The organism is Protaetiibacter larvae (assembly GCF_008365275.1).
GTDB classification, from domain to species: domain Bacteria; phylum Actinomycetota; class Actinomycetes; order Actinomycetales; family Microbacteriaceae; genus Homoserinibacter; species Homoserinibacter larvae.
Genome location: NZ_CP043504.1, coordinates 96,456 through 120,268 on the forward strand (window position 1 = coordinate 96,456; position 23,813 = coordinate 120,268).

Genomic DNA, 23,813 nt, shown 5'->3' on the forward strand with positions numbered 1-23,813 from the left:
GTCAGCCGGCGAGGGCCTCGCGGTACAGCGCGAGAAGGTCCTCCGAGACACGCTCGTACGAGTAGCGCTCGGTGAATGCGATCGCAGCGGGGCTCGGCCACGTCGTCGGCGTGCGCTGCACGACGCGCGCGAGCTCGTAGTACGCGAAGGTGTCGGTGAGCTCGATGCAGTGCACGAGCGCGTTGAGCTCGCGGAATGTCTCGGTCGGGTACGCGACCGTCGGCATCGAGTTGGAGAGGGCGGTGGTGAGCGCCGCCGACGTGACCTGGGAGTAGTACTCGCCGTCGTACGGGTAGACCGCGATATCGCACTCGCGGACCATCGCGTCGAGTTCGAGATCGCCCTCGACGTACCCGGTGATGTACACGCGATCCTTCAGGCCGAGCTCGCGCACGAGGTCCGTCAGCTCGTCGTACACGGCGACGTCGTGGCTCGTCGGGTTGATTCCGCCGATCACGGCGAGCTTGTAGTTGTCCGGCAGGAAGGTGAGCGCCTTGATCGCGGCGTCGACGCCCTTGTAGCGATGGAGGAACCCGATGGTGCACAGGACCACGTCGTCCTTCTGCACGCGGAGGCCCTCTCGGATGCGCGTCGATTCCCGAACGTTCGTGGTGCGCTTGGCGGGCAGCACGAGCCGACGGATGCGTGCGGGGTCGACACCCGCGGCGACGAGCTCTCGGAACGCAGCCGAGTTGTGCACGATGAGCAGGTCGGCGGCGCGAAGCGGCGCGATCACCCGCTCGTCGAGCGCACGCCGCTCGGCGCGCGCTCGATAGTGGTTGAGGAACGCGCGAGGGCTGATCCCTGCGCGCGCCGGAACCGCAAGGTCGAGCACGCCGGGCGAGGTGTGCAATGTGACGATCAGGCGGGCCCCTGCGGCCCGAGCCGCCGCAACCGCGCGACCCATCTCGTCGCGGGAGTAGAAGCCCCACTCGTGCTGCACATGCAGGATGTCGTACCCCCGGACCTCTTCCGCGAGCCGGTCCATCGCCGCGGCGTACTGGTCGTCCGGCAGCGTGCGAATCACGTTGGGCGAGAGGTCGAAGAACCGGTTCTCGACCTCGTCCGACGGTGCGAGCACCTCGAGGAAGGCCTCCTGATACTTGCCGATGCCGCACGCTTCGTCGTGGGTGCTGAAATGAAGGACCTTCATGCCGCGGTGACGGCTCCAATCAGACGGTTGAGGACATCGACGACGTCGCTCCAGGGGGTGGGACGGTAACGCCGCACTCTACCGAGCGCTTCTTGGAGTTCGCTGGCTCCCGTCAGTCTCAGGATCGCCGCCATGCACTCCTCCTGGGAGAACGGATCGAAGTAGTCGATCAGCTCTCCGGCGATCTCGGGCATGCTGCTCGAGCGGCTGGCGACCACGGGCTTGCCCCACGCGAGGCTTTCCGCGACGGGGAGACCCCACCCTTCGTACATGCTCGGGTAGATCGTGAAACGACAGTTGGCGTAGAGCCACGCGAGCGCCTCATCGCTCGCGTCGCTCAGCACATGCACGCGGCCGCGCAGGGCGGGATCGTCCTGCAGCATCCGGAAGACATCGCCGGCATGCCACCCCTCGCGCCCGACGACCACCAGTGGGGGCAGGTCGATCTCACGCTCGACGGCCGCGCGGTACACGTAGTACAGCAGCACGTGGTTCTTCCGGGCCTCGACCGTGCCGACGCACAGCACGAACCCGTCCTCGCGGAGCTCGTCGGGAACCCCGGTCCGCTCGGGAGAATCGCGCACCGAGCCGAAGTCATCCCCGAGCCGGAACACCTCGACGGGGCCGTGGGCGACTCCCTCGGCCGCCGCCCACTCGACGAGGTCCCGCCGCGAGTTCTCCGAGATCGAGAGCACGAGATCGGTGACCGGGAGCACCTGGGTGAGATAGGAGGTCATCGGCACGGTCGAGTGGCCGGACAGGTGCGGCGCCACGATCGGGAGCATGTCGTAGGAGAACTGGACCACCGCCGCACCGCGCACGTCGGCGGCGAGGATCGCGTCGATGTAGCTCTGGTCATGCCACTGGCCCATGAAGGTGACGAACACGTCCTGCGCGCCGGGCAGCACCTCGCGATGCTCGAGCGCACGGAAGCGCGCCAGACGACGGGCGAGCGCGCTCACCCGTTCCGAGCCCCTCGCCGCGCCGAGTCGGCGCAGTTCACGGCTCGCCCGCCCGGCGCCGCCGAACCGGAGCGCGCGCGCGACACCGACACCCCGACCGCCGCGCAGCCGATATGCGATGCCGCGGCCGTGCTGTTCCGCGGTGCCGAGCGGATCGACCTCCACGAAGCGCCGCGTCTCGTTCTCCCAGACGACGAACACATCGTCGGGTCTGGCCCGACGGCAGTACTCGCTGATCACCCGCGGGATGCCCGTCACCCGCCCCGGCCAGTGCGCCAGGTAGGTGATGTCGACGATGCGGCGCAAGGGCGTCACTGGGGGGTCTCCTCGGGATCGCAGGCCCCGAGCGAATGCGCGTCGGGCCGAGACTAAGATAGCCGGAGTCATCGGGCGCCCCCTGGGCGTCCCCGCTCTGAGGAAGTCCTTCCACGTGACCAGTGCGATCCGCACCCCCGCCCATCCCGAGGGCGAACTCAACGTCGTCACCCCGCCGCGCGGGCTCATCGCCGGCACCGCATTCGCGATCCGCGGGGTGTGGAGCCGGCGTGAACTCCTCGGGCTGCTCGTCCGGCGTGAGCTGAAGTCGCGCTACAAGAACAGCTCGCTCGGTTTCGTGTGGAGCCTGCTCCGCCCCATCGCGATGCTCCTCATCTATTACGTCGCCGTCGGCAAGTTCCTCGGGGCCGAGCGCGCGATCCCCGAGTTCGCGATCTTCATCTTCTGCGGCTTGACGGTGTGGGGGCTCTTCTCGGAGATCATCGGCACGACGACCACCTCGATCGTCGGCAACGCGGGCCTCGTCAAGAAGATCTATCTTCCGCGCGAGTTGTTCCCCCTCGCTGCCGTAGGGTCCTCGCTGTTCAACTTCGCGGTGCAGTTCGTCGTGCTGATCGCGGCCACCCTCATCCTCGGCAGCCCCCCGAACCTGGACGCGCTGTGGGCGGTTCCCCTCGGACTCGCCACGATCACGGTGTACGCATTCGCGATCGGGCTGCTGCTCTCCGCACTCAACGTCTACCTCCGCGACATCCAGCACCTGGTGGAGATCATCCTGCTCGTGCTGTTCTGGGCGTCGCCGATCGTCTACTCGTATCAGCTCGTGCACGATGTGCTGGGCGGCAACTGGATCGAGCAGGTGTTCCTCGCGAACCCCGTGACCCCGGTCGTCCTCATCTTCCAGCAGTCGCTCTGGTCGGCCGGCGATGGCCAGCTGTTCCCCCCCGATCTCTATCCCCGTCTCGGGATCACGCTCGCCATCAGCCTCCTGCTCACCTGGATCGCTCAACGCATCTTCGCGCGGCTCGAAGGCAACTTCGCCCAGGAGCTCTGAGCGGACGCCCCCTCCGCGCGCCACGGCTTACCATGGGAGGGAAGTCGTGACGATGGGGGCACTGATGCGACACCTGATCAGGCCGATGCTGGCCGCCATGGTGGCGGTCGTCGTCGCCCTCGGCCTCGTCGTCGCGCCGACGACGACGACGAGTCGGGCAGTCGCCGCACCCCCCGTTGCGGACTTCGATCCGGGGTTCATCATCAGTGATCGGAACTTCTTCGACCCGAACGCGATGACGGAAGCGGAGATCCAGGGCTTCCTCAACGCCCAGGTGCCGCGATGCGCACCGGGTGGCGTGTGCCTGAAGGACTTCTCGCAGGTGACGGTGGAGCGTCCGGCCACTCCGATGTGCGCCGCGTACACGCCGGACGGCGTGGCCGAGTCCGCGGCTCGCATCATCTGGAAGGTCGCGCAAGCGTGCGGCATCAGTCCCAAGGTCATCCTGGTCACCCTCCAGAAGGAACAGGGTCTCGTCACCTCGACAGACCCGTCGAGTGCCAAGTACCGCTACGCGATGGGCGCAGACTGCCCCGACACTCCGCTGGGCTGCGACGTGAACTTCTCCGGCTTCTTCGTGCAGGTGCACCGCGGCGCCTACCTGATGAAGCGCTACACCCAACCCGCCGGCACCGGGCCGGGGACGATCTACACGGACCGCTTCGACCTGCGCTATCCGGTCGGCGCCGTGTCGAACATTCTGTACCACCCCGTCACGGCGACGCTCAACTGCGGCACCAAACCGGTTCTCGTGAAGAACATGGCGACGCATGTCCTCTACATCTACACGCCGTACACCCCGGACAACTCGGCGATGGAGAACCTGTACGGCACCGGCAACGACTGCGCTTCCTACGGCAACCGCAACTTCTGGCGCAACTACTACGACTGGTTCGGCGACCCGCAGGGCGGCGACCCGTCGTTCATCGCGGCGATCTTCACCGACTTCCTCGGCCGCACCCCCGACGATGCGGCGCTCCGAGCATGGGACTGGCAGCTCGAGAGAGGGCGCACGCGCGCATCGCTCGCGGCGGACATCGTGTACAGCGACGAGTACCGCACCCAGCGGATCGCCGAGGCCTACCAGCATGTTCTCGGTCGGGGGCCGGACTCCAACGGCCTCGCGTACTGGCTTTCGGTGACGGTGCGCGGAGGGCTGCCGATCGACGAGGTCGAGCACTACTTCCTGCGTTCCGACGAGTACTACGCCTCGATCGGCGGATCGCCCGAACAGTTCGTCGAAGACGTCTACCAGCGGATGCTCGCCCGCTCGGCGACCGACACCGACCAGCTGTACTGGGCACCGATCGTGCTCCAATACGGGCGCGAGGCGGTGGTCTGGTCGATCTACAACTCTCCCGAGTCGTCGTATCGCCGCGTGGATGCCATGTATCAGAAGCTGCTCGCGCGAGACTCGGACGAGGGCGGCAGGCTCTACTGGGGCCCGCGGGTGATCGCCCTCGGTGACAACGAGATCCGGGCGGCCCTCGTCGACAGCGTCGAGTACGCCGAGCGCGCGAGGACCCGCTTCCCGTTCAGTTGATCACGCGCCGAGCCCGCTGCGGATCGCCGACGCATAGCGCTCCCAGGAGCCCGGTTCGAGCCCCCGCGTCTCGGCGACCAGACGCGCATGGAACGCATCGTCGGTGAGCAGCGCGACGACGGCGTCCTCGATCGCGGACATCGACCTGGGGTCCACGAGCACGGCGCCACGTCCTTCGCCGATGTCCCGCTGACTGCCGAAATCCGCGGTCACGACGGGGGTGCCAACCGCGAGCGACTCGGCGACCGGCAGCCCGAATCCCTCGTTGAGCGAGCAGAACACACTCGCGCGCGCGAGCCGGTACAACGCGGCGACCCGCTCATCGGGGACGTTGCTCGCCAGCACGAGCGGGCGGCCCGCCTCGCGCAGTCGGGTCGCGAAGGCGGTGAACTCCTCGGCCTTCCATGAGTTGCCGCCGACGAGCACGGCCGCGAAGTCGTGACCGGACCGCCATGCGTTCTCGAAGGCCGCGAGCACCGTGAGGTGGTTCTTGCGCGGCTCGTGGCTGCCCACGACCAGCACCACGGGCCGCTCGCCGATCCCCAAGGCGGCGCGGACGGCCCCCTCCGTCTCCGGCAGGGACTGCAGTGGCGTGATCGGCAACTCGACGTCGATCACCCGAGGCGCGCGGAGTCCCGCCGACGGCAGCATCCGCGCCCAGCCCGCGAACTCCGTCGCGGCGGCGCGAGAGATCGCGGCGACGACATCGAACCGAGCGAGTCCCGAGAGGTATCTCGCGAAGGCGCCGGGCATGCCCGGTCCCGTGGTCTCGGCCGTCGTGATCGGGATGCAGTCGAATCCGACCGCGAGACTCGCATCAGCACCGAAACGGGCGATCGATGCGAGCCGCTGCGCGCGATCCCGATCCACGGCGATCTCCGGAAGGATCAGGCGCGCCCCCACCGGGACCAGCTGAACGCGAGGCCCCCCCGCGGAACTCCCGCCGGCACGCTCCGCCTCGCCCTCGTCAGCGCGCAACAGCTCGCCGGTCAACCGCCGCCAGACCACGAGCTCGAGAGGTTCGACCTCGCTCCAGGCGCGCACGAGTTCCCGGGCGACGCGCTGGATCCCGGTCGTGTAGGGGCTCGACGCGGTGTCCGTGACGTCGACGACCAACCCCGACGCCGCTCGGACCGGAAGAGCCCCGCGGGCACGGGAGAGGCGACGCCCGGCATGCACGGTCGCCTGCCACCAGCGCTCCGGATCGTCGAGGAGTTGCGCGTGGTCGTCGGCGACCTGGAGCTCGGTCGGGATCCGTCCGGTGAGGAACGAGCGCGCCAGGTAGACCCCGCGGGGGCCCACGGCCTGCACCCGCTCGAGCAGCGCGTCATCGCTGAGGGCCGCGGCATGAAGTGCTTCGGCGAGGCCATCGCGCCGACCGTCGAAGATGGCGCTCACGAGGCAGACCCCTCCCGCACGACGGCCCAGAGCTCTGCAGCGTAGTCCGACCACGCGCGCGGCGGGCGCGCGCCGGCCGCGGCCCGGAGCTCGTCGAGAAGCCGGTCGTCACTCAGCAGCCGACGCATGCCGCCGCGGATCGCGTCGATGCTTCTCGGGTCGACGGTCAGGCATCCGCCGCCGGCGGCGATCTCGGCCATCGAGCCATAGTCGCTCGTGAGCACCGGGACACCGGCGGCGAGCGACTCCACGATCGGCAGACCGAACCCTTCGTGAAGCGACACCAGCACGCTGAAGCGCGCGCCCGCGTAGAGCTCGTAGAGCTCCGCGTCGGAGACGTCGCGTCTCACCGCCACGTCGTGCCCGCGGGCCCGCGCTCGTCGCACCCGACGATCGAAGGGGGTCGTGTGGGATCGGGAGCCGCCGCCCACGAAGACAAGCCGGAATCGCATGCCCTCCGTCTGCAGGCCGAGCGCGGCCGCAAGCACCGCCTCCTGGTTCTTGCGCGGCTCGTGGCTCCCCACGCAGATCACGAGGGGCACTCCGTCGGCGTCGGGGACGTGGCCGCGCGTCGAGCCCGACTCCTCGGCGAGTCGGATCGTGCGCACCGCAGGACCCGCCACCCCTTGCGCGGAGAGCGTCGAGGCGAAGCCGGCGAACTCGCTCGCGGCCGACTCGCTGACCGCGCACACCGTCTGGGCGTGCTTCACGACCGAGAGGAACAGGGCGAACCTGTCGGATTCGATCGGATCGATGAGGTCGGCGCTGACGACCGGGATGGCATCGTGTCCGACGATCACGACACGCGACCCCGACGACTCCGCGAGCGAAGCCAGCACGGGGATCCGCTCGCGGGAGGGGACCTCGGGGAGCACGACGGTCGTGCGCCACGGCACCACGATCTCGGCGACGTCGACCTCGCGGATCTCGGCCGGCGTGTGGTCCCCCCAGGCGAGCAGGCGCACGCGTTCCGGGGCGGTGAGGCCGCGGAACGCCTGCGCCTCGCCGGTCCAGGCGACGGGGACGAACTCCCCGTGCGGCCAATGGGGCAGGGTGCTGCGCACGACCCTTTGGATACCCGTGTTGTGATCACTCGTCGCAGAGTGGCCCGCGTCGACGACCGGCAGCTCCTCGACGATGCGCAGACGACGCGCGGCACCCGTCGACGCATCGTCGCGCGCACCTGCCGAACCGAGCGCGGCGGCGATCCGCGATCGGTCGTCCGCGAGCTGCAGCTCGCGTCGGAACGCGGCGAGCTCATCGGCAGTCGGAAAGGAGCCCGCCACCCCGATGTACACGAGCCAGGCGGTCGACGGATCGCGGACGAGGGAGAGGGCCAGGTCGAGGCGCTCCGACACATCCCCCGTGGGCGGCTCGACCCCGAGCGCCGCGAGCACACTCCGGATCCGGTCGTCGAGAGCGGCGCGGAAGTCGTCGGGGGTCACCGTCGCAGCACCTTCCGCAGCTCACCCGCGAGCACCTCGGCGGTCGTTCGCACGCCGAGCTCCCGCACGAGACGTCGCGCGGTGCGGGCGCGCCGCACGAGCACTCCTCCGCGACTCGACCCGCGCCTGCGTCGCGACGCCTCGCGGGAGAGACGGAGGAACCAGTCGTCAAGCGCCCGACTCGCCTCCACGGCATCCACAGGCGGGTCTACAGACGACACGGCAACTCCTCGAAGACGGCCCCCCTGCCGGCCCCGGGCGGCGAGGGCGCACCCCGGACAGCATATAGTTGCACGCGGCAGCCCGTCGCCGCGGGGCTCCAGCCGAGAGGAGAGTGCCCGTGACTGCTGGCTTCAGCGCGGATGTCGCCGTCGTGGGCGGTGCAGGCCACGTGGGATTGCCCCTGGCGATCGCGCTCGCCGATTCGGGCGCCAAGGTGGTGATCTACGACCTCAGCCAGGCCGCCGTCGATCGCGTGCTGTCGGGGACGATGCCGTTCACCGAACCGGGTGCCGAACCCGTGCTGCAGCGCGTCGTCGCCTCCGGTCTGCTGACGGCATCGACAGACCCCTCCGTGGTGGGGACCGCCGAGAACATCATCGTCGTGATCGGCACCCCGGTCGACGAGCACCTCAACCCCGACCCCAGCGCGATCCCCCGCGCGCTCGACGCATGCAGCGCCCACTTCCGTGACGGGCAGCTGCTCGTGCTGCGCAGCACCGTCTACCCCGGCGTCACCGAGCTCGTCGAGCGGATGATCGACCGTCTCGGCCTCGACATCCCCGTCGCGTTCTGCCCGGAGCGAATCGCCGAGCACAAGGCGATGGAGGAGCTGTACTCGCTCCCGCAGATCGTATCGTCGCGTCGCATCGACGGCCGCGAGCGCGCCGAGGCGCTGTTCCGCCGTCTCACCCAGAAGATCGTTCACCTCGAACCCGAGGAGGCCGAGCTCGCGAAGCTCTTCACGAACACGTGGCGCTACCTCAAGTTCGCGGCGGCCAACCAGTTCTACATGATGGCGAACGACCGCGGCCTCGACTTCGAACGCATCCGCAACGGCCTCGCCCAGGACTACCCCCGAGCGCAGGACATGCCGGGGGCCGGCTTCGCGGCGGGGCCGTGCCTGTTCAAGGACACCATGCAACTCGCCGCGTTCAGCGACAACACCTTCAGCCTCGGCCACTCGGCGATGCTCGTGAACGAGGGGCTGCCGCTCTACATCGTGAGCAGGCTCGAAAAGCGCTTCGATCTCGCCGACAAGACGGTCGGCATCCTCGGGATGTCGTTCAAGGCGGGATCCGACGACATCCGCTCGAGCCTCAGCTACAAACTGCGCCGAGTGCTGAAGTTCAAGGCGAAGGCCGTGATCGGCACGGACCCCTACGTCTCCGAAGACGTCGACGACACCCTCCTGCCGCTCGAGGCCGTGCTCGAGAAGGCCGACATCCTCGTCATCGCGACCCCGCACGCGGAATACCGCGGCCTGCAGACCGACAAGCCCGTCGCCGACGTCTGGAACCTCCGAGGCGCCGGGGTGGTGGTGTGAGCACGACACCTCGCGTCTCCATCGTCATCCCCGCGTACAACGAGGGCGAGGCGATCATCGCCGGCCTGGACCGGATAGCCGAGGCGGTGCAATCGGACGCCGAGGTCCTGATCGTCGTCGACACCCCGGACGACACGACCGTCGCCCCGGTGAACGCCTACAGCGCCGAACACCCCGCGTTCCGAATCGTCGTCAACGACTACGGCCGCGGCCCGGCGCACGCGATCCGCTACGGAATCGACGCGGCGGCGGCGCGAACCGTCGTGGTGACGATGGCCGACGGGTGCGACGACCCCCGTCAGATCGACGACCTCGTTCTCCTCGTGGAGCGCGGCGTCGTCATCGCAGCCGCATCCCGCTACATGCCGGGAGGCCAGCAGGTGGGCGGACCTCGCTTCAAGTCGTTCCTGTCTCGGACCGCGGGCAAGAGCCTCCAGTTCTTCACCAACGCGGGTACACGCGACGCGACGAACTCCTTCAAGGCGTACGACACCGAGTTCGTGCGACGCGTGGGCATCGACAGTCGAGACGGCTTCGAGATCGGCCTCGAGCTCACCGCGAAGGCCCGCCGACTGCGTCTCCCGGTCGCCGAGATCCCGACGATCTGGCTCGACCGCACCTACGGGCAGTCCCATTTCCAGCTGAGCAAGTGGATCCCGAAGTACCTGCGGTGGTACCGGTTCGCGTTCGGCCCCCAGCTCACCCCCGACCAGCTCGTCACCAAGGCACAGAGGAATACACCATGAAGAAGAAGGTCGTCGTCACCGGATCCGCCGGGTTCATCGGCGGATACATCGTCGAGGAGCTCCTCGCGAAGGGATACCGGGTCGTCGGGGTGGACAACTACTCGAAGTACGGCCCCGTCAGGAAGTCCTACGACGACCACCCGGACTACGAACTCGTCGTGGGCGACGTCCAGGACGTCGAGCTCATGACGCGCGTGCTCTCGGACGCGCACCACTTCATCGCGGGCGCCGCCCTCATCGGCGGCATCTCCTACTTCCACACTTACGCATATGACCTGTTGGCCAAGAACGAGCGCATCATCGCCTCGAGCGTCGACGCTGCGATCGCCGCCAAGGCGGCCGGCGGTCCGCTCGAGAAGGTCACCTACATGTCGAGTTCGATGGTGTTCGAGTCGGCCGACCGCTGGCCGAGCAAGGAGGGCGACGAGCGAATCGTCCCGCCGCCGCTGTCGAGCTACGGCTTTCAGAAGCTCGCCGTCGAGTACTTCGCGCGCGCCGCATGGGACCAGTACAAGCTCCCCTACACGATCGTGCGGCCCTTCAACTGCGTGGGGATCGGCGAGAGCCGCGCGCTCGGCGACGTCGAGATCGACTCCGGCAACGTCAAGCTCGCGATGAGCCACGTGGTGCCGGACCTCGTGCAGAAGGTGCTCAAGGGCCAGGACCCGCTGCACATTCTCGGAAGCGGCGAGCAAGTGCGTCACTACACCTACGGTGGCGACCTCGCCCGCGGCATCGTGCTGACTCTCGACCATCCGGCCGCCCTCAACAACGACTTCAACATCTCGACGGCGGTCGGCCACTCGGTCGCCGAGCTCGCCGAGGTCATCTGGCGCAAGATCAAGGGCGCCGACATCCCGCTGCGCCTCGCCCACGACGAGGCCTTCGAGTACGACGTGCAGAAGCGCGTGCCGGATGTCAGCAAGGCCCAGGAGGTGCTCGGCTTCTCCGCCGACACCACGCTCGAGGAGATGCTCGACGAGGTCATCCCGTGGATCCAGAACGCGGTCGCCGAAGGGACCATCTGAGGTGTCGACCGGGCTCGCGGCCCGATCCTGGGCGTTCCTGACCTCACCGCGTGCCACCTGGTGGCTCGTCGGGGCGCTCGTCGCGGTGGGCAGCCTCATCCGCATCCCGCAGCTCGGTCACACGCTCGCGGAGGCCTACGCCTTCCGCCAGACGCAGACCGCGTTCGTCGCCCGCGAGTACTCGGAGCACGGCATCGACCTGTTCCGCACACCACTGCCGGTTTTCGGACCCGACGCGGACGTGCCGATGGAGTTCCCGCTGTGGCAGGGGATCGCAGCCCTGTTCATGATGGCGGGCCAGCCGGCCGACGTCGCGGTGCGGACCCTCGCGCTCCTGTCGTTCCAGCTGTGCGCCGTGCTGCTCGCGGTTCTCGTGCGCCGGTGGCACGGCGCCGCCGCCGCGGTCGTATCGGTCGGGCTGCTGCAGTTCCTGCCTTTCGGGCTGCTGTGGGGCGCCGCGTCGCTCATCGACTTCTTCTCGGTCGCGCTCTCACTGCTCATGGTCATCGGGATCGACGCGTGGTTCGAGCGAAGGCACCTCCCCTGGCTCGCCGTCGGCTCGGCCGCCGCGGTGCTCGCATTCCTCGTGAAGGTGACGACCGTTCCGAGCTGGGGGCTGCTCCTCGTCGTGTCGCTCGTGCTCATGCTGCGTGCCCGGGGATGGGTCGGAAGCTGGCGCCGACTGCTGGCCGGCCTCATCGGACCGGTTGCGGGGTTCGCCGCCGCGCTCGCCTGGACCGCCTATGCCGACGCGGTCAAGCGCGCCGAGCCGCTCACGCAGTTCCTCACGAGCTCCCAGCTGCGCGACTGGAACTTCGGCACGCTCAGCCAGCGCGTCGAGGCGGACGGCTACTGGACGATCCTGGGACGGCTGGCGGGCGAGATCGCCGGGCCGATGCTCTTCGGCCTCGCCATCGCCGTCGCCGCCGCGATCTTCCAGTCGCGCTTCGAGGATCGGCTCCGCAGCCTCGGCTGGCTGCTCGTCGCGGTCTCCGCACCGCTGGTCTTCTTCAATCTCTACGTCGTGCACAGCTACTACCTGATCGCGATCTACCCCGCGATCGTCGCGGCGATGGCGGTCGGCGGCGTCTGGCTCCTCCGCACGCTCCGGGTGCAGCGCTGGCAGCGGGTCGCGCTCGCGGCTCTCGCGACGGGAGTGCTTTTCGCGGGAACCGTGCTCAGCCCGCAGGGGCACGCCAACGTCGCCCAATGGGCCAGAGGCAACGCCGAGCCGGCGCTCTCCCGGCTGCTCGCCGAGCGCACGCCCGAGGGATCCCCCGTGATCATCGTCGGGTGCGACTGGGATCCGTCGTTCCTGTACTACGCGCAGCGTGCGGGCATGATGTTCCGCGGATCCGATGCGGGCGACACCTGGTCGCGTCACGACATCGGGGCCTATGCGGCGCTCTACAACTGCCGCCCCGACCTCGACCCGGCCGACTATCTTCCGGCCGGAGTCGTCGCCGTCGGGACCGACGACCCGGGGCTCTACCGTCTCGAACAGCGGTGACCCGGGGGCCGGGCAGCGGCGCTGTGTAGACTGGCGGCTGCTATTGCCCGACGACATCGCAAGGAACACGACATGCGCGCCCTGATCACCGGCGTCACCGGACAGGACGGCCTCTACCTCTCCGAACTCCTTCTCAGCAAGGGTTATGAGGTCTACGGGCTGATCCGCGGGCAGAACAACCCGAAGTACGAGCTCGTCGAGAAGACGGTCCCGGGTGTGAAGCTCCTCACCGGCGACCTCACCGACTTCTCGAGCATCCTGCGAGCCCTGTCGGTCGCTCAGCCTGACGAGATCTACAACCTCGGCGCCATCTCCTTCGTCGCCTACTCGTGGGAGAACGCGCAGCTCACGAGCGATGTGACCGGCAAGGGCGTGCTCAACATCCTCGAGGCGACGCGGCTCTGGGCCGGCGACGACCTCGACAAGGTGCGCTTCTACCAGGCGTCGAGCTCCGAGATGTTCGGCAAGGTGCAGGAGGTGCCGCAGCGCGAGTCGACGCTCCTGTGGCCACGCTCCCCCTACGGCGTCGCCAAGGTCTTCGGTCACTACATGACCATCAACTACCGCGAGTCGTACGGCATGCATGCCTCGAGCGGCATCCTGTTCAACCACGAGTCGCCGCGCCGCGGTCCCGAGTTCGTCACCCGGAAGGTCTCTCTGGCGGTCGCGCGCATCGCGCTGGGCCTGCAGTCGGAGATCGTCATGGGCAACCTCGACTCCAAGCGCGACTGGGGCTTCGCCGGCGACTACGTCGAGGCGATGTGGCGGATGCTGCAGCAGGAGCATGCCGACGACTACGTCGTCGCGACGGGCGAGACCCACTCGATCCGCGAGCTGCTCGAGGTCGCCTTCTCCGAGGCCGGCATCGCGGAGTGGGAGCACCTCGTCAAGCAGGATCCGCGCTTCATCCGGCCGGCCGAGGTGGATCTGCTGATCGGCGATCCCGCCAAGGCGCGCTCGGTGCTCGGGTGGGAGCCGAAAGTCGGCTTCGAGGAGCTCGTACGCATGATGGTGCGCAGCGATCTCGCCGAGCAGAAGCAGCTCGCGAGACTCTGACAACCCGCCGATGACACGCGTCTTCATCACCGGGATCAGCGGTCAGGACGGCAGCTACCTCGCGGACCGACTGGTCGCCGAGGGCGCCGAGGTGCATGGACTCATCCGGGGCTGGGATGACGACGCGCGCGCCCTGCACGAGCGCCATCCCGGCATCGATCTGCACGAGGGCGACCTCTCCGACGCGACCGGGCTCGCCGACCTCGTGCGCGGGCTCGCGCCGTCCGAGATCTACAACCTCGCCGGCATCAGCTCAGTCGCACAGTCCTGGCGTGAACCCGTGCTGACCGGTCAGATCACGGGCGTCGCCGTCACCGCGCTGCTGGATGCAGCCTCCCGGCTCCCCGGGGAGGTGCGGGTGTTCCAGGCGTCCAGCTCGGAGATCTTCGGCGACCCCGAGCACGCGCCGCAGGACGAGTCGACGCCGATCGCACCGAACTCGCCGTACGGAGTCGCGAAGGCCTACGCGCACCGGATGGCCGCGCTGTTCCGTGCCCGTGGGCTGTTCGTCGCGACGGGGATCCTGTACAACCACGAGTCCCCGCGTCGCCCCGAGGCGTTCGTCACCCGCAAGATCACGGCGGCCGCCGCGCGCATCTCGCTCGGCCTGCAGGAGACCCTCGAGCTCGGCGACCTCACGGTCGAGCGCGACTGGGGCTGGGCGCCCGACTACGTGGACGCGATGCTCCGCGCTACCCGGCACGACGTCCCGGGCGACTTCGTGATCGCCACGGGGAAGAGCCACACGGTCGCCGACTTCGTCGCGGCGGCATTCCGCGCGGCGGGCGTGGCGGACGGCGCCGACCGCGTCCGGGTGAACCCGGAGTTCATCCGACCCGCCGAGATCTCGCGGATGCGGGGCGACGCGGGACGGGCGCGCGCAGAACTCGGCTGGGCGCCGAGCGTCGACTTCGACGGGCTCGTGAGCCGGATGGTCGAGCACGATCTCTCCCTGATCCGGGAGGGCGCGGGGTCGGCAGGGTGAGCGCCGCCCGGGTGCTCGTCGATGCGACCGCGATCCCCGCCGACCGCGGCGGGGTCGGCCGCTATCTCGACGGGCTGCTCGGCGCGCTCGCGGGACCCGACGCTCCGACCGTCGTCGCCCGGGCGGACGACGCCGAGCACTTCCGAGGCCTCGGCCTGCCCGTGCTCGTCGCCCCCGACCGTGTTCGCAACGCGGGTTTCCGCATCCTCTGGGAGCAGCTCGGCCTGCCGCGCGTCATGCGGCGCGAGGGCTTCGACGTGCTCCACTCGCCGCACTACACCTTCCCCCTGTTCGGACGCTTCGGCCGGGTCGTGACGATCCACGACCTGACCTTCTTCACTCTTCCGGCGCTCCACTCGCGCCTCAAACGGAACTTCTTCCGCTTCTGGTTGCGACGCGCGGCGCGCCGCAGGCTGCCGGTGATCGCCGTGAGCGCCGCGACCGCGGATGAGTTCGCCCGCATCCTGGATGCGGATCGCACCCGGATCGTGGTCGCGCCCCATGGATTCGACCGCGCGATCTTCCACCCGCCAACGCCCGAGCAGGTCCGCGGCTTCCGCGACTCCCAGCGACCACCGCTCACGCGATGGATCGCGTTCCTCGGCACGATCGAACCGCGCAAGAACCTGCCGGCCCTCGTCGCGGCGCACGCGACGCTCGGCCCCTCGGCGCCCGCGCTGCTGATCGCGGGCGGCCCGGGGTGGGACCCGGACGCGGCCCCCGCGATCTCGGCCTCCCGCGCGAGCGGCCACGACGTCCGCACCCTCGGCTACCTGCCGCTCGAACAGCTCTCCGCGTTCCTCGGGGGTGCCGAGGTGGTCGCCTACCCGAGTCTCGGCGAAGGGTTCGGGCTCCCCGTGCTCGAGGCCATGGCCTCCGGCGCCGCCGTGCTCACGACCGATCGCCTCGCGCTGCCCGAGGTGGGTGGCGACGCCGTGCGGTACACGGACGTCGGCGCCGAGGCGATCGGCGACGCACTGCGGACGATGCTCGACTCCCCCGACGAGCGTCGTGCGCTCGCGGCCGCCGCGGTCTCGCGCGCGGCCCGGTTCAGCTGGGAGGCCGCGGCGGCCGCACACCGCGACGCCTATGAGGCGGCGTCATGAGCGCGGCAGTCGGAGTCGTGGTCGTGACCTATCGCTCCGCTCCGGTGCTCCCGGCGTTGCTCGCCTCGCTCGCGGATGCAGGCTCGAACCCGATCGAGCTCGTCGTCGTCGACAACTCCCCCGAGGACGATGGCGTCGAGGCGCTCGTCGCCGCGTTCCCCGGCGCGAGACTCGTGCCGTCCCGCGACAACCCCGGATACGGGACCGCGGCGAACCGCGGCATCCGGGCGCTCTCGCCCGAGGTGCGCTGGGCCGTCATCGCGAATCCCGACGTGGTCGTCGCACCGCACGCCCTCGACGCCCTGCTGGCGGGCGCCGAGCGCCACCCCGACGCGGGCTCGCTCGGCCCGCTCATCCGGGATCCCGACGGAACCGTCTACCCCTCAGGACGCAACCTGCCGTCCTTGCGTACGGGCGTGGGACACGCCGCCTTCGTGCGGGTGTGGCCGCGCAACCCCTGGACCCGCCGGTACCGCAACGATCGCGAGCTGCGCGAACGCGGAGTCGGCTGGCTCTCGGGCGCCTTCCTCCTCGTGAACCGCGCGGCGTTCGAGCGGATCGGCGGATTCGACGAGGACTACTTCATGTACTTCGAGGACGTCGATCTCGGTCGACGGCTCACCAAGGCCGGTCACGGCAACTACTACATCCCCGCGGCCGAGGTGACGCACACCGGGGCCGAGTCCACCCGGCACGCCCCGCGCGCGATGATCGTCGCCCATCATCGCTCCGCCTACCGCTACCTCGCCTCGAAGTATCACGGCTGGTACCTCTGGCCGCTCCGCGTCGTGCTGCGCATCGGCCTGGCTTTTCGCGCCAGAGTCGCCCGTGGATGACGTCGACTACAGTGTCAGGGTGAGTCCCGAGCCTCCCGCCCCCGAGGCCGATCCCCACCCCGCGCACTCCCACGAGCTGCTGCCCGACGACATCCTCCCGGAGGCATCCGCCGAGCCGCCCGCCGGGATGACGGGCCCCCCGGGACCTCTCCTGCGGCTCATCCACGATCAGCGGATCGCGTTCCTCGCGGTGGGCGGCATCAACACTCTGGTCGGCTTCGGCTGGTTCGTGCTGTTCGAGCTCACCATCGGGCGCGCGCTCGGCGACTTCGGCTACCTGGCGACCCTCGCATGCGCGCACATCGCGAGCGTGCTGTGCGCGTTCGTGCTCTACCGACGTTTCGTGTTCAGGGTGCGAGGGCACGTCGTGCGAGATCTGCTGCGCTTCGAGCTGGTGTACCTCGTGTCGCTCGGGATCAACTTCGCGCTGCTTCCCCTCCTCGTCGAGTTCGCGAATCTCCCGCCCATCGCCGCGCAGGCGCTCATCGTGACGGTCACCACCCTGGTGAGCTGGTTCGGACACCGGGGCTTCAGCTTTCGTCGCTCCGCCCACGAGAAGGACGCCGGATGACCCCGCGCGTCTCGATCGTGGTCCCCGCGTACAACAACGGGGCGTACATCGCCCGCACCATGGACTCGATCCTCGCGCAGACCTTCACCGATCTGGAGATCATCGTGGCGGACCACACCTCGACCGACGACACGGCCGAGGTGCTCGCCCGTTACGCCGACGAGCCGCGTCTCACCCTGCTCACCACACCCGCCGGCGGTGGAGCAGTGCGCAACTGGAACACGGTGAGCCAGGCGGCCACGGGCGAGTTCGTGAAGCTCGTGTGCGGTGACGACCTCATCCACCCCGAGCTCGTCGCCGCCCAGGTCGAGGCGCTCGACGCCGCGCCGACCGCGGTGCTCTCGGCCTCGCGTCGCGACATCGTCGACGCGGCCGACCGACCGATGGTGCGCGGGCGCGGCCTGGGCGGGCTGTCGGGACTCGTCCCCGGGAGGAAGGCCATCCAGCGCACGGTGCGCCAGGGGACCAACATCTTCGGCGAACCCGGATGCGTGCTCATGCGGCGCAGCGTGCTCGAGCGAGTCGGCTGGTGGGATGACCGCTTCCCCTACCTCATCGACCAGGCCACCTACACCCGGGTGCTGCTGGAAGGGGACTTCGCCGCCGTCGATCGCTCGCTCGCATCGTTCCGGGTGAGCGACAGCCAGTGGAGCGTGCGTCTCGCGCGCTCGCAGGCGCAGCAGGCGATCGCGTATCACCGCTGGCTCCGCGAGGAGCATCCGCACGTCGTCTCGGCGTCGGATGCGCGCCGAGGCGACCTCGCCGCGCGGGCGATGGCCACGGCCCGCCGAGCCGTGTATCTCGTGATGGCCCGACGCATGCGGGAGGCGGGGTGAAGGGGGCGCTCGCGCGGGTGCGGGGCGCATGGACCCGCAACGACCTGCTCTTGTACGTCGTGGTGGCGGTCGCAGCCTCCGTCCTCGCATACGGCGCGCTCGCCCTGTGGCGCGCCGACCTCGGGGTGCCCCTGACCTACTGGGGAGATGCGCTCGCCGTCGGATCGCACTTCAAGACCGTCATCGAGAACGGCTGGTACGAGTTCAACCCCCTGCTCGGCGCGCCGGCGGGGCAGACCTACAACGACTTCCCGACAGCCGACAACCTCAACTTCATCGCCGCGGCGATCCTCGGCCGGTTCTTCACGGACTGGCCCGTGGCGATGAACCTGTACTTCCTCATCGGCTTCCCCCTCGCGGCCGTCTCCATGACCTGGTTCCTGCGCGTGTGCGGCTCCTCCAAGGCCGTCGTGCTGGCGCTCGCCCCGCTGTTCGCGATCGCCCCCTACCACTTCTCCCGCGGCGAGGGGCATCTGTTCCTCGCGTCGTACTTCGTCCTCCCCCTGTCGCTCGTGCTTGTCGTGCGGGCGATCCGCGGGGAGCCGCTGTGGGGGTGGCGCGACGACCGCCGCGCCGCGATGCGACTGTTCGGGCGAGGGGCGTCCACGCTCACGATCGTCGCGCTGACCGCGACCTCGTCCAGCTACTACTCGGTGTTCTTCCTCATCCTGCTCGCATTCGCGGGCATCGCAGCGCTCATCACCCGTCGGGCCTGGCGACGCTTCTGGGGGGCTGCGGTCGCCGGCGGCCTCACGGTCGTCGCGATGCTCGTCAACATGCTGCCCGACATGGTATTCGCGTGGATCAACGGGGCCAACCCCGCGGGGCTCGAGCGCGGCCATGCCGAGGCCGAGATCTACGCGTTGAAGCTCTCGCAGCTGATCCTCCCCTGGCCCGGCCATCGGATCCCCGTGCTGCGCGAACTGCGCGCCCTCTACGACGCGAACTACCCTCTCGTGTCCGAGTCGCCTGCGCTCGGCGCGGTGGCGGCGGCCGGATTCGTGGCCATGCTGCTGTTCGTGGCGTACGCGGCCACCCGTGCGGGGGGCTGGCGCGCGCGCGGTCGAGGCGACCGCGCGGTCTTCTCGCTGTTCGGCTCTCTCGCCGCGCTGACGCTGGTGGCGTTCCTGTTCTCGAGCGTCGGCGGCCTGTCGACGATCATCTCCTTCGTCACGACGAGCCTGCGCGGCTGGAACCGGATGTCGATCTACATCGCGGCGCTCTCGCTCGCCGCGACCGCGATCCTCCTCGACTGGCTCATCCGCGCGATCGTGCGCCGCGCCAAACTGCGCGGCGCGGGGCGCGCGCTGGTCGCCGGCGCGCTCGCCGCGATCGTCCTCGTGGTCGGCTTCGTCGACCAGACCCCGTGGGACGCGGGCGACGACTACGCGGCGACGGCCGCGAGGTTCACGGCGGATCGATCGTGGTTCGCGACCGTTCAGGAAGCGGCAGGCGCGGGCGCGACCATCATGCAATTGCCCTACCAGTCGTTCCCGGAGGACGTCGGGCCGACGGGCGTGCTCGGCTCCGAGGTGCTCATCCCCTACCTGCAGACGAGCGACATCGCCTGGACGGGCGGCGGCATCAAGGGACGACCACGCGCCGAATGGACGCAGGTCCTCGAGTCGCAGTACCCCCCGGCCCAGATCGCGCGCATCGCCGCCGCGACCGGGATGACCGGCATCCTCGTCGACCGGCTGTCGATGTTCCCCGGGCCTCGGGCGACGCTCGAGGCTGGTCTGGCCAAGGCGGCAGGAGCGCCGCTCGAGAGTCCGGATGGGCGCTACTCCTACTACAGCCTCGACCGACTCGAGAAGGAGCTCTCCGCGAGCGCCGGCGCGGGCGAGCTCGCCGCGGTGCGCGCCCGCGCGATCGATCCCGTGACGATCGACGACCGCTCCGGCTTCGCGCGCGGGTTCGACGACGCCGGCGGTCTCGAGTCGCGGCAGCGCGAGGCCGATCCTCGGCTCCGGCTCATCAACGACAGCGGCACCGCAGCACGCGGCACGCTCGAGCTCGAGTTCCGATTCGACACCGACACGGGAGGCGTCGTGCCCGGCACCCTCGCGGTTCGTCTGCCGGATGGGAGCATCCGCGACGTGCCGATCCGCGACGGCTCCGGCACGCTCTCGACGCCGATCACCCTGACGCCCGGAACCGCCGAGGTGACGATCATCGCACCCGCTCCCGGAACGGACGGAGCCGCCGCGGTGGTGCTCGGACACCGGGGAGTGCGCGACGCCGTGGTGTCCGCCTTCGCCGAGTCCGGGAACTGAGCGCGAGCACCCGGAATGCTAAGGTCGGATCCCGTGACGGACGCAGCGGAGCCCTGGGAGGTTCCGCACCTCATCTCGGTCGTGATCCCCGTCTACGGCGGGGAGCTCACCCTGGCGGGTGTGGTCGACGAGGTGCTCGCGCTGAGCACGGAGCGACGCACTCCCGACGGATACCCGTTCCGGGTGACCGAGGTCGTCCTCGTCTACGACAACGGACGCGACGATTCGGCGCGTGTCATCCGTGAGTTGGCCCGACAGCATGAACTCGTTCATCCGGTCTGGTTGAGCCGCAACTACGGGCAGCATGCCGCGACCCTCGCCGGCATGGCTTCGAGCGGGGGCGAGTGGATCGTGACACTCGACGAGGACGGTCAGCACGATCCCGCCGACATCCCCGTCTTGCTCGACACGGCGCTTCGCGAGCAGGCGCCCCTCGTCTACGCGAAGCCGGTTAACAACCCCTCTCATGGCTTCCTCCGGAACTCCGCCTCCCGCGGCGCCAAGTGGCTCCTCACCACGTTCTTCGCGGGAGCCGGTGCCCAGAACTACCAGAGCTACCGCCTCGTGCTCGGATCCGTGGGCCGCGGAGTGGCGGCCTACGCGGGCTCAGGCGTCTATCTCGACGTCGCGCTCGGCTGGGTCGCCCCCCCGGCCGCGACCGCGCCGATCCGGCTGCGCGACGAGGGCGAGCGGCGCTCCGGCTATTCGGCGCGGCGCCTGTTCTCGCACTTCTGGCGGATGATCATCACGAGCGGCACGCGCGGGCTCCGCTTCGTCTCGGCCCTCGGGGCGATTCTCGCCGCCGTCGGCGTCGCGGTGACGATCTACCTCCTCGTCGTTCGGCTGACGACGGTCGAGATCCCCGAAGGCTGGGCCTCGACGATCGTCGTGGTCCTCCTGTCGTCGGGCGCGATCCTGGTGTCGATCGGCATCATCGCGGAATACATCGGGGTCAACGTGAGTGCCGCGCTCGGTCGCCCCGCGTATCTCGTGACGGGTGACCCGGCCGACGGTCCGCTCGGCCGGCGGCGCCCCGGTTCATGACCGCCGCGTGGGTCGTGGGCCGTAGCGGAATGCTCGGCAGCGCGATCGCACGCGCGCTGCATGACCGCCCCGACTGGTCGGAGTCGGTCGGCGTCGGACTGCCCTGGTCAGAAGGTCCCGATGCCGTGCGCCCCGCGGCGCGCGACGCCGCGCGACGCCTCCTGGCGGACGCGGACGGCGGCCCGTGGGCGCTCATCTGGGCGGGCGGCGCCGCCGTGACGGCAAGCAGTGAGGCCGACACCGATCGCGAGTTCGAACTGTTCGCCGCCGCATTCGACGGCGCCGCCGAAGCGCTCCGACCCGATGCAGCGAATGGCCGCTTCTTCGTGGCGTCATCGGCCGGCGGCGTGTACGCGGGGAGCACGAATCCACCGTTCACGGAACGGAGCGAGCCGGTGCCGCTCGCGCCGTACGGCCGACTCAAGCTGCGTTCGGAGGTCTACGCCCGATCGGTCGCCGAGCGGATCGGCGTCCCGAGCATCGTCGGCCGCATCGCGAACCTCTACGGACCGGGCCAGCGACTCGACAAGCTTCAAGGCATCATCTCGCACCTCGCCTTGGCGCGCCTCACGGCGACTCCCGCATCGGTGTTCGTTCCGCTCGACACGCTGAGGGACTACCTCTTCGTCGACGATGCCGCCGAGCTCGTGCTCGCCGCCCTCGATCGTCTGGAGGTCGAGCGGGGGCACGTGACCAAGATCCTGGCGACGGGCGAGGGCACGAGCATCGCCTCGCTGCTCGGGCAGCTCCGTGCGATCTCGAAGGCCCGGCCACGGGTCGTGCTCGGTGCCTCGCCGGTGGCGCGCCACCAAGCCAGGGACCTGCGGCTGCGCTCGGTCGTCTGGCCCGAGATCGATCGGGCGCGGACCCGCACCCTCCCGGAGGGCATCGGCCGCACCATCCAGGACATCGAGCGGCGCCTGCGCGACGGCGATCAGCGGGCGACGAGCAGCTCCGTCAGGTAGCTCCCGTAGCCGCTCTTCACGAGCGGTGCGGCGAGCTCGGCCAGGCGCGCGTCGTCGATCCAGCCGTTTCGCCAGACGATCTCCTCGATGCAGCCGATCTTCTGCCCCTGGCGCGCCTCGATGACCCGCACGTACTCCGAAGCCTGCATCATCGACTCGAAGGTGCCGGTGTCGAGCCAGGCGGTGCCGCGGTCGAGCACCTGCACGCGCAGCCGGCCCTGGTCGAGATAGTGGGCGTTCACGGCCGTGATCTCGAGCTCGCCGCGAGCACTCGGACGGATGTCGCGCGCGACCTTCACCACCTCGTTGTCATAGAAGTAGAGCCCGGGTACGGCGAAGCTGCTCTTCGGGTGCTCGGGCTTCTCTTCGATGGAGATTGCGCGGTTATCGGCATCGAACTCCACCACGCCGTAGGCGCGCGGATTCGCGACGTGGTAGGCGAAGATGAGAGCGCCGTCGAGCTCCGCGTTGCCCTGCAGTGAGGTGCCGAGCGTGGCGCCATGGAAGATGTTGTCGCCCAGCACGAGTGCGACGCTCTCCTCGCCGATGAACTCCTCGCCGATGATGAAGGCCTGCGCGAGCCCGTCCGGCGAAGGCTGCACGGCGTAGCTGAGCGTGATGCCGAGCGCCGAGCCGTCGCCCAGCAGACGCTGGAACTGTGCCTGATCCTCCGGAGTCGAGATCACCAGGATCTCCCGGATGCCGGCCAGGAGGAGCGTCGACAAGGGGTAGTAGATCATGGGCTTGTCGTAGATCGGCATGAGCTGCTTGGAAATGCCCTTGGTGATCGGATACAGCCGGGTGCCGGATCCGCCCGCCAGAATGATGCCGCGCATCAAGCCTCCCCTCGCGCCGCACGATAGAAGCGCCTGCACTCCTCGAAGTCGGGCAGCAGACCACGCTCAAGCGCCTCGGCGAGGCTCGGCGCGGCAGCGTCTCGCGGTGAGACGAGGAGCTCGTCGCCCTCGAACGGCAGCTCGAGGGCGAGCTGCGGATCGCGCGGGTCGATGGTGAACTCCCGCTCGGGGGTGTAGACGGTCGACGTGAGATAGCTCGCCGTCGCCCCATCCGTCAACGCGACGAGCAGATGGCCGAGCCCTTCCGCAAGGTACACCGCCTTGCGCTCGAGATCGTCGATGAGCACGCGATCCCATTGGCCGAAGGTCGGCGATCCGACCCGGATATCGATGACGTAGTCGTAGAAGGCTCCGTGCGGCGCATGCACGAACTTCGCCTGCCCGGGCGGCACGATCGCGTAGTGGACGCCGCGCACGACGCCACGAGACGAGACGGAGATGTTCCCCTGCCGCAACTCGAGGGGATGGCCGATCACCTCCTCGAGCGCCTCGAAGCGATAGAACTCGAGGAATGCACCCCGTGTGTCGGCGTGGATGACGGGAGTGAACTCGAAGGCGTCCGGGACGGTGAGCTCTCGGATTCGCACGCAGGAAGTCTATCCGTGCCACGGGCGCGCTTT

The 23,813-nt window shown here is 69.4% G+C and carries 22 protein-coding genes; 15 read left to right on the forward strand and 7 right to left on the reverse strand.

The genetic code is table 11. The features are described 5' to 3' along the window. Position 1 precedes the first annotated feature (1 nt). Together FLP23_RS00385 and FLP23_RS00390 are read right to left on the reverse strand one after the other, a co-directional pair. A complete protein-coding gene (locus FLP23_RS00385; RefSeq protein ID WP_149324053.1) occupies positions 2–1,153 on the reverse strand; it encodes a glycosyltransferase in 1,152 nt (383 codons plus the stop codon). Further along, complete coding sequence (locus FLP23_RS00390) at positions 1,150–2,430, reverse strand: glycosyltransferase family 4 protein (protein WP_168200335.1); 1,281 nt, start codon at positions 2,428–2,430, stop codon at positions 1,150–1,152. The genes FLP23_RS00385 and FLP23_RS00390 overlap by 4 nt, the downstream gene beginning before the upstream one ends. 115 nt (positions 2,431–2,545) lie before the next feature. On the opposite strand from FLP23_RS00390, the gene FLP23_RS00395 reads away from it, so the two are divergent. Together FLP23_RS00395 and FLP23_RS00400 are read left to right on the forward strand one after the other, a co-directional pair. Then, on the forward strand, positions 2,546–3,445 hold the full coding sequence (locus tag FLP23_RS00395; protein WP_246139996.1) for an ABC transporter permease: 900 nt from the start codon (positions 2,546–2,548) through the stop codon (positions 3,443–3,445). 64 nt (positions 3,446–3,509) lie between these two features. Continuing rightward, positions 3,510–4,988, forward strand: coding sequence for a DUF4214 domain-containing protein (locus FLP23_RS00400; RefSeq protein ID WP_168200336.1), 1,479 nt, complete (start codon positions 3,510–3,512; stop codon positions 4,986–4,988). On the opposite strand, the gene FLP23_RS00405 is transcribed toward FLP23_RS00400, so the two are convergent. Genes FLP23_RS00405 through FLP23_RS00415 form a run of 3 tightly spaced genes read right to left on the reverse strand, consistent with a single transcriptional unit; the run spans position 4,989 to position 8,052 of the window. Continuing rightward, positions 4,989–6,386: a glycosyltransferase family 4 protein gene (locus FLP23_RS00405; protein ID WP_149324057.1), complete on the reverse strand. Its 1,398-nt coding sequence runs from the start codon at positions 6,384–6,386 to the stop codon at positions 4,989–4,991. Continuing rightward, complete coding sequence (locus tag FLP23_RS00410; RefSeq protein WP_149324058.1) at positions 6,383–7,831, reverse strand: glycosyltransferase; 1,449 nt, start codon at positions 7,829–7,831, stop codon at positions 6,383–6,385. Before FLP23_RS00410 ends, FLP23_RS00405 begins: the two co-directional genes overlap by 4 nt. After that, positions 7,828–8,052 carry a hypothetical protein gene (locus tag FLP23_RS00415; protein ID WP_149324059.1) on the reverse strand — a complete coding sequence of 75 codons (225 nt, stop codon included), beginning with the start codon at positions 8,050–8,052 and terminating at the stop codon, positions 7,828–7,830. Before FLP23_RS00415 ends, FLP23_RS00410 begins: the two co-directional genes overlap by 4 nt. Positions 8,053–8,171: 119 nt before the next feature. Here FLP23_RS00415 and FLP23_RS00420 point away from each other — a divergent pair, with 119 nt between their 5' ends. From FLP23_RS00420 to FLP23_RS00480, 13 genes are all read left to right on the forward strand, one after another. Further along, positions 8,172–9,377, forward strand: coding sequence for a nucleotide sugar dehydrogenase (locus tag FLP23_RS00420; protein WP_210413886.1), 1,206 nt, complete (start codon positions 8,172–8,174; stop codon positions 9,375–9,377). Then, positions 9,374–10,123, forward strand: coding sequence for a glycosyltransferase family 2 protein (locus tag FLP23_RS00425; protein WP_149324060.1), 750 nt, complete (start codon positions 9,374–9,376; stop codon positions 10,121–10,123). The genes FLP23_RS00420 and FLP23_RS00425 overlap by 4 nt, the downstream gene beginning before the upstream one ends. After that, positions 10,120–11,151, forward strand: a complete 1,032-nt coding sequence (locus FLP23_RS00430) for an NAD-dependent epimerase/dehydratase family protein (RefSeq protein WP_149324061.1) — start codon at positions 10,120–10,122, stop codon at positions 11,149–11,151. Before FLP23_RS00425 ends, FLP23_RS00430 begins: the two co-directional genes overlap by 4 nt. Position 11,152: 1 nt before the next feature. Further along, positions 11,153–12,661 carry a glycosyltransferase family protein gene (locus FLP23_RS00435; RefSeq protein ID WP_168200337.1) on the forward strand — a complete coding sequence of 503 codons (1,509 nt, stop codon included), beginning with the start codon at positions 11,153–11,155 and terminating at the stop codon, positions 12,659–12,661. 72 nt (positions 12,662–12,733) lie between these two features. After that, a complete protein-coding gene (locus FLP23_RS00440) occupies positions 12,734–13,717 on the forward strand; it encodes a GDP-mannose 4,6-dehydratase (RefSeq protein ID WP_149324063.1) in 984 nt (327 codons plus the stop codon). Between the two features lie 10 nt (positions 13,718–13,727). After that, positions 13,728–14,702: a GDP-mannose 4,6-dehydratase gene (locus tag FLP23_RS00445; RefSeq protein ID WP_149324064.1), complete on the forward strand. Its 975-nt coding sequence runs from the start codon at positions 13,728–13,730 to the stop codon at positions 14,700–14,702. After that, a complete protein-coding gene (locus FLP23_RS00450) occupies positions 14,699–15,808 on the forward strand; it encodes a glycosyltransferase family 4 protein (RefSeq protein WP_149324065.1) in 1,110 nt (369 codons plus the stop codon). Before FLP23_RS00445 ends, FLP23_RS00450 begins: the two co-directional genes overlap by 4 nt. Next, positions 15,805–16,644: a glycosyltransferase family 2 protein gene (locus FLP23_RS00455; protein WP_149324066.1), complete on the forward strand. Its 840-nt coding sequence runs from the start codon at positions 15,805–15,807 to the stop codon at positions 16,642–16,644. The genes FLP23_RS00450 and FLP23_RS00455 overlap by 4 nt, the downstream gene beginning before the upstream one ends. A 19-nt stretch (positions 16,645–16,663) precedes the next feature. After that, a complete protein-coding gene (locus FLP23_RS00460) occupies positions 16,664–17,215 on the forward strand; it encodes a GtrA family protein (RefSeq protein ID WP_246139997.1) in 552 nt (183 codons plus the stop codon). Then, positions 17,212–18,051, forward strand: coding sequence for a glycosyltransferase family 2 protein (locus tag FLP23_RS00465; RefSeq protein ID WP_149324067.1), 840 nt, complete (start codon positions 17,212–17,214; stop codon positions 18,049–18,051). Before FLP23_RS00460 ends, FLP23_RS00465 begins: the two co-directional genes overlap by 4 nt. Beyond that, on the forward strand, positions 18,048–20,327 hold the full coding sequence (locus FLP23_RS00470; RefSeq protein ID WP_149324068.1) for a hypothetical protein: 2,280 nt from the start codon (positions 18,048–18,050) through the stop codon (positions 20,325–20,327). The genes FLP23_RS00465 and FLP23_RS00470 overlap by 4 nt, the downstream gene beginning before the upstream one ends. A gap of 33 nt (positions 20,328–20,360) precedes the next feature. Further along, entirely contained in the window at positions 20,361–21,371 is a 1,011-nt protein-coding gene (locus FLP23_RS00475) for a glycosyltransferase (RefSeq protein ID WP_246139998.1), read from the forward strand. Continuing rightward, on the forward strand, positions 21,368–22,336 hold the full coding sequence (locus FLP23_RS00480; protein ID WP_149324069.1) for an NAD-dependent epimerase/dehydratase family protein: 969 nt from the start codon (positions 21,368–21,370) through the stop codon (positions 22,334–22,336). The genes FLP23_RS00475 and FLP23_RS00480 overlap by 4 nt, the downstream gene beginning before the upstream one ends. Here FLP23_RS00480 and rfbA read toward each other — a convergent pair. Together rfbA and FLP23_RS00490 are read right to left on the reverse strand one after the other, a co-directional pair. Further along, positions 22,306–23,172 carry a glucose-1-phosphate thymidylyltransferase RfbA gene (rfbA, locus tag FLP23_RS00485; protein WP_149324070.1) on the reverse strand — a complete coding sequence of 289 codons (867 nt, stop codon included), beginning with the start codon at positions 23,170–23,172 and terminating at the stop codon, positions 22,306–22,308. The two genes, FLP23_RS00480 and rfbA, sit on opposite strands and share 31 nt — an antisense overlap. Beyond that, on the reverse strand, positions 23,172–23,780 hold the full coding sequence (locus FLP23_RS00490; protein WP_149324071.1) for a dTDP-4-dehydrorhamnose 3,5-epimerase family protein: 609 nt from the start codon (positions 23,778–23,780) through the stop codon (positions 23,172–23,174). The genes rfbA and FLP23_RS00490 overlap by 1 nt, the downstream gene beginning before the upstream one ends. Between the last annotated feature and the right edge of the window lie 33 nt (positions 23,781–23,813).